At 43.5% G+C, this 13,122-nt stretch carries 5 protein-coding genes, 2 tRNA genes and 3 rRNA genes; all 10 read right to left on the bottom strand.

The window, feature by feature from the left end:
* Nucleotides 1–192: 192 nt before the first annotated feature.
* The 10 genes from MST17_RS00995 to MST17_RS00950 all read right to left on the bottom strand — a co-directional run bounded on the left by MST17_RS00995 (nucleotide 193) and on the right by MST17_RS00950 (nucleotide 13,118).
* Nucleotides 193–2,604 (bottom strand): YgiQ family radical SAM protein, encoded by a 2,412-nt coding sequence (locus MST17_RS00995; RefSeq protein ID WP_180026509.1) that lies wholly within the window; start codon nucleotides 2,602–2,604, stop codon nucleotides 193–195.
* Nucleotides 2,605–2,833: 229 nt separating this feature from the next.
* Nucleotides 2,834–3,664 (bottom strand): M48 family metallopeptidase, encoded by an 831-nt coding sequence (locus MST17_RS00990; RefSeq protein WP_180026508.1) that lies wholly within the window; start codon nucleotides 3,662–3,664, stop codon nucleotides 2,834–2,836.
* A 321-nt stretch (nucleotides 3,665–3,985) separates the two neighbouring features.
* Nucleotides 3,986–5,179: an MFS transporter gene (locus MST17_RS00985; RefSeq protein WP_180026507.1), complete on the bottom strand. Its 1,194-nt coding sequence runs from the start codon at nucleotides 5,177–5,179 to the stop codon at nucleotides 3,986–3,988.
* Between the two features lie 164 nt (nucleotides 5,180–5,343).
* Nucleotides 5,344–5,458: ribosomal RNA gene (gene rrf, locus MST17_RS00980) — 5S ribosomal RNA — on the bottom strand.
* Between the two features lie 196 nt (nucleotides 5,459–5,654).
* Nucleotides 5,655–8,548: ribosomal RNA gene (locus tag MST17_RS00975) — 23S ribosomal RNA — on the bottom strand.
* A gap of 414 nt (nucleotides 8,549–8,962) precedes the next feature.
* A tRNA-Ala gene (locus MST17_RS00970) sits at nucleotides 8,963–9,038 on the bottom strand.
* Between the two features lie 48 nt (nucleotides 9,039–9,086).
* Nucleotides 9,087–9,163 (bottom strand) — tRNA-Ile (locus MST17_RS00965).
* A gap of 61 nt (nucleotides 9,164–9,224) precedes the next feature.
* Nucleotides 9,225–10,763, bottom strand: a 16S ribosomal RNA gene (locus MST17_RS00960).
* Together the 16S, 23S and 5S rRNA genes with 2 tRNA genes alongside form the textbook arrangement of a ribosomal RNA operon.
* Nucleotides 10,764–11,217: 454 nt before the next feature.
* Entirely contained in the window at nucleotides 11,218–12,480 is a 1,263-nt protein-coding gene (locus MST17_RS00955; RefSeq protein ID WP_180026129.1) for a hypothetical protein, read from the bottom strand.
* On the bottom strand, nucleotides 12,477–13,118 hold the full coding sequence (locus MST17_RS00950; RefSeq protein ID WP_180026130.1) for an ABC transporter ATP-binding protein: 642 nt from the start codon (nucleotides 13,116–13,118) through the stop codon (nucleotides 12,477–12,479). Before MST17_RS00950 ends, MST17_RS00955 begins: the two co-directional genes overlap by 4 nt.
* Nucleotides 13,119–13,122 lie beyond the last annotated feature (4 nt).

The raw sequence follows: 13,122 nt of genomic DNA, 5'->3' as shown, positions 1-13,122 counted from the left end.
CAGCAAGTGCATTTCCTCTCACTGTCAGACTATTCCGATAAGCTGTCAAATTTTGCTCGTATTTCATTGAGATAACCGACACACATATGGCATTGAGCTTGTAACAGCATATAAAAATGCAAATTGTCTGATGCTGCCGAGCATAACACCCATAAAAAAAGACACCGAAGTGTCTTTTTTTATCTATCCATTTTAAGCGCGTGATTTAGACTTCGATTTTCCTTTGGGTTTCGGACCGCCAAAAGGTTTTTTCGCATCACCCGTTTCACGCGGCGGCAGACCAGTATGCTGCGTCAAGATTTGACCGCGCTCAGGACGCTTCTTGGTATTTGAAGGACGCGATTGAGCAGCCTTCGTCCGATTACCTTGTTCACCTGTACGTTTTTGTGAATCACCCGCAATGCTTGAGTTCTTTTTACGTGCAGATTGGTATTGACCCTCAGCACTGCCAGCCGGTTGATACGTCGGAATCAAATGCTGTTTTGAGTTACCAATCAGATCCTGACGTCCCATTTCTTTGAGCGCTTCACGCAGCAATGGCCAGTTGTTTGGATCATGATAACGCAAGAAGGCTTTATGCAAACGACGGCGTTTTTCACCTTTCACGATATCGACATTTTCGGTATAACGCGCCACTTTAGCCAGCGGGTTTTTACCGGTGTAATACATGGTCGTTGCAGTCGCCATTGGTGATGGATAGAAGGTTTGCACCTGATCGGCACGGAAACCATTCTTCTTCAGCCAAATCGCCAAGTTCATCATGTCATAGTCCGTCGTACCCGGATGCGCTGCAATAAAGTAAGGAATGAGATACTGCTCTTTCCCTGCTTCCTTACTAAAACGATCAAACATTTGTTTGAAACGGTCATAGGTCCCGATCCCCGGTTTCATCATCTTCGATAATGGACCTTTTTCGGTATGTTCAGGCGCAATCTTCAAGTAACCGCCGACGTGATGTGTCACCAATTCTTTGACATATTCTGGGTTTAACACCGCAAGGTCATAGCGTAAACCAGAACCAATTAGAATCTTTTTAATCCCCGGCAATGAACGCGCTTTACGGTATAACTGGGTTAAAGGCGCATGATCGGTGTGCAAGTTTTGACATACACCTGGGAATACACACGACGGCTTACGGCAGTTCTTTTCAATCTCAGGATCTTTACATGCCAAGCGGTACATATTGGCCGTTGGGCCGCCTAAGTCAGAAATGATCCCAGTAAAGCCTGGTGCAGTATCACGAATTTTTTCAACTTCACGTAAAATCGATTCTTCAGAACGGTTTTGAATGATACGCCCTTCATGCTCTGTAATTGAGCAGAAGGTACAGCCGCCAAAACAACCACGCATAATGTTTACAGAGAACTTAATCATGTCAAAGGCAGGAAAACGCGCTTCACCATACGCAGGATGTGGCAGACGTGCATATGGCAAGTCAAACACATAATCCATTTCTTCTGTAGTCAATGGAATCGGCGGTGCATTCAGCCAAACATCACGTTCACCATGCTTTTGCACCATCGCGCGCGCATTGCCCGGATTGGTTTCCAAATGCAAAATACGGTTGGCATGTGCATACAGCACAGGATCATTCGCCACATCTTCATAGGCAGGCAAACGAATCACCGCCAATTCACGCGGCGGCAATTTATGCTTAATAGCTTTTGATGCAGGCTGCAGCTGCACGATTTGCGTATCGGCGTCTAAGTTATCACCTTCACGAACAATCGGATTTGCTACCGCTTCTTTTTGGAAGCCTTGATATTGCGTAACGCTGTCTTTGCCTTTTTCGATTTCACAGCCTTCAAGGTCTTCGGTCATCACATAAGGATTAATGATCGGATCGACACGGCCAATCGCATCGACATCATTCGATGCGATTTCAACAAACTTCGCTTTTGAAGCCCTGTTATTTTTATTCACAATAAATGCTGTACCGCGGACATCCGTAATCTCTTGGATTTTTTCACCGCGGGCCAAACGATGCATGATTTCCGTGATTGAACGTTCACCATTACCATACATCAATAGATCGGCTTTCGAGTCCATCAATACTGAACGGCGGACTTTGTCTGACCAATAATCATAATGTGCAATACGGCGCAGCGAGGCTTCAATACCGCCCAATAATACAGGCACATCTGGATAAGCTTCACGCACACGCTGGCAATAGACTGTTGCTGCGCGGTCTGGACGTTTATTCGGCTGATTATCCGGAGAATACGCATCATCTGAACGGATTTTACGGTCAGCTGTATAACGGTTGATCATCGAATCCATGTTGCCGGCTGTTACGCCCCAAGCAATATTCGGTTTACCCAATACACGGAACGCTTCTACATTGGTCCAGTCTGGCTGAGCAATAATCCCGACACGGAAACCCTGCGCTTCAAGGGTTCGACCGATGATGCCTGAACAGAATGACGGATGATCGATATACGCATCACCGCAAACCAAAATAAAGTCGCAGCTGTCCCAACCGAGTTGATCCATTTCTTCGCGTGACATCGGCAAAAATGGCGCAGGGTCAAAACAAGACGCCCAATATTTGTCGTAATCAAACAACGCTTTTGGCGCAGTCTGCATAGTATAAGCAGTAGACATGGCTAGCAATTCTCGGCTGGCAGATGGAATGATCTGAAAAAAGATCAAAGAAGATGAAAGCCGATCATTTTACCATGAATTCCATTCATCATGCTTGATTATAATTTATACAACAGCTACAGAATCATTGAATTGTTTTATATAGACATCAGATGTAATCGTGCTGTAGCACGACTATAAAACAAGATTTAAATAAATCATTTGTAACTTTGCTTTAGTTTAAATCAACCTAGAATGTGCCATGAGTTATCGCATTTTTATTCAACATTAAAGCCTGCGCCTGTTGAAATTGAATGTGCATTTCAGGTAAATATTTTTCAATATAAATCTTACGCTTATCTATACTGTCTTGAGTCATTAATGGTTTTACATCAAGCATTTGACGGCGTGTCGTTTCCTGCTGATATTTCTGCCAAAAACTCAATGCTGCATTTGGATCAAAGCCCGCTTTCGACATCAGATCAAGTGCAAGGACATCAGCTTCCAGTTCAAATTTTGAAACTTTAGGCAGAAAAACAGCTTGCCCTGTCACACTACTGGCCGCAGTAGCAAGCGCGCCGATACCCGCAGTTGAAGAAATCATCGCCACCTGACTTGCAAACAACAAGGAAATCTTCTCACGATGATGATCACGTAATGCATGTGCCATTTCATGCGCCATCACAAATGCCAATTCATCTTCAGTCAGCTTTAAACTCCAGTACAAACCCGTATTAATGACAATTTTCCCACTTGGAAAACCATGTGCATTTAAATCTTTATTGAGATTCCCACTGACTTGCCAATCCCATTGACTCGAACCATGGCGGTAAAACTCCGCATTTTGCTTGAGTTTATTTAAAACTTGATCCAATTTCGGATCGATGATCAAAAGTTTCTTGTCTTTCGCCTGATGAATAAATTGTTGATACGATCTATCCGCCTGTTTAGTTAATAACTTTTGAGGAACGATAAAAAACTGTTTTCGCTCTGCGCCTGCTGTCCCTAAATTCGTGGTACTTGTACAAGCTGAGATTAAGATAAAAACCAAAGCCATCATTAAAATAGTTATATTTTTCATAATCGCCTTAATTTTAATACCAATATTGATCTATATATATAATTCTATCTAAAAACAAATGCAAAAATATTCAAAAAAACAAATAATTCATATTTATCATATATTTATTATTTTTCAAACTTTTAAAAATGATAACCAAAAATAATTTATTTATAATATTGTGATGTATTTCATTATTATGAGGCACCTTTTAAAAGGCATATTAGACCAAAGTTGTATAATCATAAAAATAGTAAACTTAGCCATTTTTATAGCGTTATTTATATTAAAAATAGATGTAAAACGAATATTTAATAATAACTTATTCACATATTTCTATCTTTATTTATTCAATTGTATTGCTAAAAATAAACCAATCATCAAGATAACAGCAATAAAGCTCGTCAACCCAATCCAACCAGAAATTTCCCAAACCAAACCACTACTACTACCCAAAATACTAGAACCTAAGTAATAGCAAAATAAATATAAAGATGAACCTACGGCACGGTATTGCAGGGATTGAACTGATACCCAACTACTTGCCGTGGAATGCGCTGCAAAAAAAGCAAAAGTGAATACAATCAGCCCCAAAATGACTGACCAAAATGCCGGAATGAGCATGATCAACAGCCCGAACAACATCATGATCAGCATCGAAGGTAAAACTTTTACCCGGCCAAAGCGTTTCCCCCAACTTGCAGCCCGAGGTGAACTATATATTCCTGCCAAATATGCTATGGAGATTAGTCCAATCCATGTTTGAGAAAGTTGATAAGGTTCTTCTAATAGGTGGTAGCTCATATAGTTAAATATAGAGACAAAACATCCCATGAGGATAAAGCCTTGAAGGAATAAAATTCTCAGCTTTGGATCTGCTAAATTTTTAACGAAAGATTCATAAAATCGGTTGAAACGAATGGGATAAGCTTGAAAATGTTGAGATGCTGGAAGTAATAAAAAGAATGCTGTGGCTATACATAGGTTAATGATGCCGATAATCATCATGGCATTTTGCCAACTAATATAATCAATCAATACCCCGGCAATGAGACGACCACCCATTCCTCCAATCGCAGTACCCGATATATACAGGCCCATTGCAAAGCCTATATCTTTTTGCTCAATTTCTTCACCTATATAAGTCATTGCAACTGCAGCAACACCGCTAACACTTAATCCGATCAGCACGCGATTCAATAAAAATATTTCCCAAAGTGGAAATATAGAACTAATGATTGAAAGTGACGCTGCCAAAAATAAAGCGGTGACCATCACAGGCTTACGACCGAATCGATCTGAAATCAAACCAGTGAATAGCAGCCCAATCGCTAAGGCAATGGTAGAAAAAGATAAAGGAAAGCTGCTATGTGTCGGACTGACATGAAAGAAATTCGCAAAGATGGGCATCATCGGTTGTACACAATACAACGATGAAAAAATTGCGAAGCCTGCTAAAAATAAAGAAAATAAAATGGCAAGAAATGGCCGTGTGCCATATTCAATATAAGGAGAATTTGAGGCTAAATTAGACATGAGCTTTCCATCAATGACACGGATAGTATACGCCTTTCAGTCTTTAATTTATAAATCACATGAAATGAATGATGAATTCTTTCTTTTTTTCTCATTACTTCTTTTTCTTTTCCTCACGCATAAAAAAACACCCCCTGAGATATCAGGGGGTGTTTCGAATAATGAGCTGGCGATGACTTACTCTCACATGGGTAACCCCACACTACCATCAGCGCTAAGAGGTTTCACTTCTGAGTTCGGGAAGGGATCAGGTGGTTCACTCTTGCTATTGTCGCCAGCACAACTGTTATGGATACTTGCTTAGTCTAATCTCAGAGCAGTGCTCTTCGTGCTAAGTTTTCTACCAAATGAGTTATTAACAGAAGTACTTGAGTTAATTTAAGGTGTTCATTTTATCTAGCTTTTCAACTAAATCAAGTTGCTTTGATTATAAGTGAATCAATTGATGCTATATATACAACTGCTTGGGTGTTGTATAGTCAAGCCTCACGAGCAATTAGTATTGGTCAGCTTCATGCGTCACCGCACTTCCACATCCAACCTATCAACGTCGTAGTCTTCAACGGCTCTTTAGTGGACATAAAGTCCAAGGGAAATCTTATCTTGAGGTAGGCTTCCCGCTTAGATGCTTTCAGCGGTTATCCCTTCCGAACATAGCTACCCGGCGATGCGACTGGCGTCACAACCGGTACACCAGAGGTTCGTCCACTCTGGTCCTCTCGTACTAGGAGCAGATCCTCTCAAATTTCCAGCGCCCACGGTAGATAGGGACCGAACTGTCTCACGACGTTCTAAACCCAGCTCGCGTACCTCTTTAAATGGCGAACAGCCATACCCTTGGGACCTGCTTCAGCCCCAGGATGAGATGAGCCGACATCGAGGTGCCAAACACCGCCGTCGATATGAACTCTTGGGCGGTATCAGCCTGTTATCCCCAGAGTACCTTTTATCCGTTGAGCGATGGCCCTTCCATACAGAACCACCGGATCACTAAGACCTACTTTCGTACCTGCTCGACTTGTGGGTCTCGCAGTTAAGCGCGCTTTTGCCTTTATACTCTACGCGTGATTTCCGACCACGCTGAGCGCACCTTCGTACTCCTCCGTTACTCTTTAGGAGGAGACCGCCCCAGTCAAACTACCCACCAGACATGGTCCTCGTCCCGGATAACGGGACAGAGTTAGAACCTCAATATTACCAGGGTGGTATTTCAAGATTGGCTCCACCGAAACTAGCGTCTCGGTTTCAAAGCCTCCCACCTATCCTACACAAGTAAGATCAAAGTTCAATGTCAAGCTGCAGTAAAGGTTCACGGGGTCTTTCCGTCTAGCCGCGGGTACACCGCATCTTCACGGCGAATTCGATTTCACTGAGCCTCTGCTGGAGACAGCGCCCCCATCATTATGCCATTCGTGCAGGTCGGAACTTACCCGACAAGGAATTTCGCTACCTTAGGACCGTTATAGTTACGGCCGCCGTTTACTGGGGCTTCGATCAAGAGCTTCGCTTACGCTAACCCCATCAATTAACCTTCCAGCACCGGGCAGGCATCACACCCTATACGTCCACTTTCGTGTTTGCAGAGTGCTATGTTTTTAATAAACAGTTGCAGGGGCCTGGTTTCTGTGGCTGCTCTCAGCTCAGGAAGCAAGTTCCATCACCAAAAGCAGCGTACCTTCTCCCGAAGTTACGGTACCATTTTGCCTAGTTCCTTCAGCAGAGTTCTCTCAAGCGCTTTGGTCTACTCGACCTGACCACCTGTGTCGGTTTCGGGTACGATTCCAGTGTAACTGAAGCTTAGAGACTTTTCCTGGAAGTATGGTATCAGCCACTTCACTGTACAAGTACAGCTTGCTGTCAGATCTCAGCATAGAGTACCCCGGATTTGCCTAAGATACATGCCTACTTCCTTTCACCTGGACAACCAACGCCAGGCTGACTTAACCTTCTCCGTCCTCTCATCGCATTACACTGAAGTATTGGAATATTAACCAATTTCCCATCGACTACGCCTCTCGGCCTCGCCTTAGGGGTCGACTCACCCAGCCCCGATTAACGTTGGACTGGAACCCTTGGTCTTTCAGCGAACGGGTTTTTCACCCGTTTTGTCGTTACTCACGTCAGCATTCGCACTTCTGATACCTCCAGCAGACTTCTCAATCCACCTTCATCGGCTTACAGAACGCTCCCCTACCACTTACACTAATGTGTAAATCCGCAGCTTCGGCATATAGTTTTAGCCCCGTTACATCTTCCGCGCAGGCCGACTCGACTAGTGAGCTATTACGCTTTCTTTAAAGGGTGGCTGCTTCTAAGCCAACCTCCTAGCTGTCTATGCCTTCCCACATCGTTTCCCACTTAACTATAATTTTGGGGCCTTAGCTGGCGGTCTGGATTGTTTTCCTCTTGACTACGGACGTTAGCACCCGCAGTCTGTCTCCCGGATAGTACTCATTGGTATTCGGAGTTTGCATCGGTTTGGTAAGTCGGGATGACCCCCTAGCCGAAACAGTGCTCTACCCCCAATGGTATTCGTCCGAGGCGCTACCTAAATAGCTTTCGGGGAGAACCAGCTATCACCGAGTTTGATTAGCCTTTCACCCCTATCCACAAGTCATCCCCTGGCTTTTCAACGACAGTGGGTTCGGTCCTCCAGTTAGTGTTACCCAACCTTCAACCTGCTCATGGATAGATCACCCGGTTTCGGGTCTACACCCAGCAACTAAACGCCCTATTAAGACTCGATTTCTCTACGGCTCCCCTAATCGGTTAACCTTGCTACTGAATGTAAGTCGCTGACCCATTATACAAAAGGTACGCAGTCACCAAACAAGTTGGCTCCCACTGCTTGTATGCATGCGGTTTCAGGATCTATTTCACTCCCCTCACAGGGGTTCTTTTCGCCTTTCCCTCACGGTACTGGTTCACTATCGGTCAGTCAGGAGTATTTAGCCTTGGAGGATGGTCCCCCCATATTCAGACAAGGTTTCACGTGCCTCGCCCTACTCGACATCATTATCTAAGCCCTTTCGCGTACAGGACTATCACCTACTATGGTCGCACTTCCCAGAGCGTTCCACTAAAGCTTAGATAACTTAATGGGCTTTTCCCCGTTCGCTCGCCGCTACTGAGGGAATCTCAATTGATTTCTTTTCCTAAGGGTACTGAGATGTTTCACTTCCCCTCGTTCGCCTCATAAACCTATGTATTCAGTTTATGATACCCGCCTTATAGCGGGTGGGTTTCCCCATTCAGAAATCTCCGGATCACAGGATATTTGCCGCCTCCCCGGAGCTTATCGCAGGCTATTACGTCTTTCATCGCCTCTGACTGCCAAGGCATCCACCACATGCACTTAATTACTTGACTATACAACCCCAAACAGTCGTTTGATCCTACAAGTAGATCAACCAACATTACAGTTTAGAGCTTCGTGAACTTAATCACTGTACAGCTTCAATTAGATTCATATACCAAAACGCTTGATTCAGTTAATTTCGCTAGTAACTCATTTCATTCAACTTTCACAATTGCTTGTTAGGTTAAATCAAACGAGTATGAACAAATTATTTCAACTCAAATATATTCTGTTAATGATTTTTCCAGCCTTCGTCAGGTCAGGAAACTGTGATAAATCACAGAGCTTAATAACAATGAAGCGAATCATACGCCACTTTGTTGCTAAGCTCTATAACCTAAGCACTTGATCGCTTAAAGACTAAACTAACAGCCAACTGACTGTTCATTTATTAACTTGTCTTTTATACATCGCTTTGCGATGTATGGTGGAGACTAGGAGAGTCGAACTCCTGACCTCCTGCGTGCAAAGCAGGCGCTCTACCAACTAAGCTAAGTCCCCAGCTTATCAATAAGTCAATGTTTCTGATTTTCCGTACTTCGTCAGTAGTGGTGGGTCTGACAAGACTTGAACTTGTGACCCCACGCTTATCAAGCGTGTGCTCTAACCAACTGAGCTACAGACCCTCAGATACATCGTCATGAAGAACAACTTGTTGTGGATTCTTACCAATCGTCAATCTTTCGTTAAGGAGGTGATCCAGCCGCAGGTTCCCCTACGGCTACCTTGTTACGACTTCACCCCAGTCATCGGCCACACCGTGGTAAGCGTCCTCCTTACGGTTAGACTACCTACTTCTGGTGCAACAAACTCCCATGGTGTGACGGGCGGTGTGTACAAGGCCCGGGAACGTATTCACCGCGGCATTCTGATCCGCGATTACTAGCGATTCCGACTTCATGGAGTCGAGTTGCAGACTCCAATCCGGACTACGATCGGCTTTTTGAGATTAGCATCTCCTCGCGGAGTAGCAACCCTTTGTACCGACCATTGTAGCACGTGTGTAGCCCTGGTCGTAAGGGCCATGATGACTTGACGTCGTCCCCGCCTTCCTCCAGTTTGTCACTGGCAGTATCCTTAAAGTTCCCGGCTTAACCCGATGGCAAATAAGGAAAAGGGTTGCGCTCGTTGCGGGACTTAACCCAACATCTCACGACACGAGCTGACGACAGCCATGCAGCACCTGTATGTAAGTTCCCGAAGGCACCAATCCATCTCTGGAAAGTTCTTACTATGTCAAGACCAGGTAAGGTTCTTCGCGTTGCATCGAATTAAACCACATGCTCCACCGCTTGTGCGGGCCCCCGTCAATTCATTTGAGTTTTAGTCTTGCGACCGTACTCCCCAGGCGGTCTACTTATCGCGTTAGCTGCGCCACTAAAGCCTCAAAGGCCCCAACGGCTAGTAGACATCGTTTACGGCATGGACTACCAGGGTATCTAATCCTGTTTGCTCCCCATGCTTTCGTGCCTCAGCGTCAGTATTAGGCCAGATGGCTGCCTTCGCCATCGGTATTCCTCCAGATCTCTACGCATTTCACCGCTACACCTGGAATTCTACCATCCTCTCCCATACTCTAGCTTCCCAGTATCGAATGCAATTCCCAAGTTAAGCTCGGGGATTTCACATCCGACTTAAAAAGCCGCCTACGCACGCTTTACGCCCAGTAAATCCGATTAACGCTCGCACCCTCTGTATTACCGCGGCTGCTGGCACAGAGTTAGCCGGTGCTTATTCTGCGAGTAACGTCCACTATCCTTAGGTATTAACTAAGGTAGCCTCCTCCTCGCTTAAAGTGCTTTACAACCAAAAGGCCTTCTTCACACACGCGGCATGGCTGGATCAGGGTTCCCCCCATTGTCCAATATTCCCCACTGCTGCCTCCCGTAGGAGTCTGGGCCGTGTCTCAGTCCCAGTGTGGCGGATCATCCTCTCAGACCCGCTACAGATCGTCGCCTTGGTAGGCCTTTACCCCACCAACTAGCTAATCCGACTTAGGCTCATCTATTAGCGCAAGGTCCGAAGATCCCCTGCTTTCTCCCGTAGGACGTATGCGGTATTAGCATCCCTTTCGAAATGTTGTCCCCCACTAATAGGCAGATTCCTAAGCATTACTCACCCGTCCGCCGCTAGAAATCGGTAGCAAGCTACCTATTCCCGCTCGACTTGCATGTGTTAAGCCTGCCGCCAGCGTTCAATCTGAGCCATGATCAAACTCTTCAGTTTAAAATCAATAGTACATATAGTGTACCAATCTTGGCTCATCAATTACTGACAAAAATTTGCTCAAATAAACTTCGAGTAATTTCTACCATCAATCAATGAAAATAATTTCGATCAATCAATCAGTAAAAATCCACACAAGTTGTTCTTCATAATCTCTTAATGATCTTCTTGCTACTTCGTCAGTAGCAAGCTAGGTCGGCTATATTACTCTCTATCTCTAGAAAGTCAACCAGTAATGAAAATTATTTTTAAACTTCCTTTCTAAAACCTAACTCAAGCATTTCATGCTAAGTTACTGTTTTATCAGAAGTTTTAATCTTCATCACCGCCGATGGATGTGCATTCTACAGCATTTCAGGACCGTTGCAACACCCTTTTCCATTTATTTTTAATTTTTCATTACGTTTGTTTATTTATTCTACTAAATCAGCGTTTTTTACTTAAAAAAGTGTTTTTAGCGTACAGAAAGCATGCAATATGCCAGAGGCACCCATAAGATAAACATTAAAACTGGCATAACACCGTGCACTTCTTCAGGTTTTCTATACAACCACTGAATAAATGGAATGGCGATACCAAATAATGTCGCCATCAATAGCACATCAACGAATCCACCTTTCAGCAGTAGCCAGACCAAAACTGGAACACTCATCAACAAGCCAATTATCAATAAAACACAGTATTCGTATTTCCTGAGCTGCCAAAGTGTGAACCCTTGAATGATCCAGAATCGCTCTGCAGATTCAAAATTTGATTTTAGGTCCATTTTGATCACGCCTAGATTGAATAAACTCAGTGCAATATAGACAGCACACATCAATTGGAATAATTGTGAAGCGGTGAAATCAAGGCTCATGATGTTCCAAGTATCCGCCTGTGTGGCGAACCAATACAAAATCACGACCGCTGTAACCGAAATACCGATACTGACAATACGGTGGGTTAGAAATCTTTTATGAAATGCCTGACGAATAATTAATTTATTCTGATTGAGCCAGAGTGGGCTATATTTCTGTATCACAAATACGTTAGGTACTTGCAGCTTTATTGGTTTTGATTTCCTACCGAGCAGCCAGAATTTTATTGCCGCTATACAGATGAATGTAGATAACAACACCGCAACGAGTTGAGCGTCCAATATCGCAAGGCTCAAAATGGGCGAATATGTCAAAAGACACACTAAAACCCAATATTGATTCTGTTGTAAAAACAGCATTTGTATAATTAATAAATTAAAGATCCAAAGTAGCATCAATACACTGATGCCAAGGGAAGCCAAGAGTTCATACTCAACCCAAACATATAGAAGCGCCAAAACAAATGGCAATAACATCAAAAAGCTTAAACTCCCTAAAAATTTGATTTCCACTGCAAAACGACTTTTAAGCGTGATGGGCAATAGCGCTAGATAGCGATACCCTTCCCCACCGCTCAAAGCTTTACGTTGTATCGCACACCAAAATACATTTAAGGCAAGAAAGCCAGTCCAAAGAAACAAATTCGTGATTAATGATTTGCAATAAACCAAATCAATAATGGGCTGTACTAATGATAAGAGCAGTCCGAATATCATTGGCCCGAGAATTAATGTGACTAAAATAAGTAAATGCTTTTGCCGTGCAACAGCGTCTGCTGTGGTTTTGACATAAAATGTCCATCGGTATTTCAAAAGCGTTTTTATAATTGTTCGCTGCCCAACAGGTCTTTGTTTATTCATGCCGCCTGCTCATTGGACTTTAGCCGATCTAGCTCAATGATTTTTGCTGCAAGACTGTCTCTAAATACATGATCATGACAAGACAATAGAATCAATTTCGATTGGCTCTGCTGTAAAAGTATGCTTGTTAATTCAGCCAAGGCATTTTGATCTAAGCCATTGCTCGGTTCATCCAAAATCAGTAATGGTGCCGTGGTCATTAAGGCTGCGACCAATAAAAACTTTTTGGTAGTACCAAAAGACATTTCAGCAAACGGCGTGGCTAAATAGTTTTCTAATTTAAATTTTTCAATGAAGATTTGATACTGCTCATGCGCTATCCCTCGAATATCACACATTAAATTCAAAAACTCCTGCCCTTTTAAAAAGTCATAAATAGGGCTTTTATCTGGCACATAGGCCACAAGTTTCTTGTATTCATTGTTATGAGGGGCATATTGCTGATCATTAATCAAAATATTGCCTGCATCAAAATCCAACATCCCAGCAATCATCGCAAGTAAGGTGGACTTCCCTACTCCATTCTCAGCAACAACAGCGACAATTCCGAATTCGCTTAACTCTAAATTTAAATTTGAAAATATACATTTTCCCGCAAAAGATTTGGACAATTGCTGCAAGCTCAAAGAAACCATCATGATG

Origin of the sequence: Acinetobacter sp. YH16056_T, assembly GCF_024605895.1 — a bacterium.
Lineage (GTDB): Bacteria > Pseudomonadota > Gammaproteobacteria > Pseudomonadales > Moraxellaceae > Acinetobacter > Acinetobacter amyesii.
This window is presented reverse-complemented; position numbering and strand designations above follow the sequence as displayed.

Excerpts from the sequence above, each read along its gene's own strand:
- MST17_RS00995 (WP_180026509.1), bottom strand. The coding sequence starts at position 2,604 with ATGTCTACTGCTTATACTATGCAGACTGCGCCAAAAGCGTTGTTTGAT.
- MST17_RS00990 (WP_180026508.1), bottom strand. The coding sequence starts at position 3,664 with ATGAAAAATATAACTATTTTAATGATGGCTTTGGTTTTTATCTTAATC.
- MST17_RS00985 (WP_180026507.1), bottom strand. The coding sequence starts at position 5,179 with ATGTCTAATTTAGCCTCAAATTCTCCTTATATTGAATATGGCACACGG.
- MST17_RS00955 (WP_180026129.1), bottom strand. The coding sequence starts at position 12,480 with ATGAATAAACAAAGACCTGTTGGGCAGCGAACAATTATAAAAACGCTT.
- MST17_RS00950 (WP_180026130.1), bottom strand. The coding sequence starts at position 13,118 with ATGATGGTTTCTTTGAGCTTGCAGCAATTGTCCAAATCTTTTGCGGGA.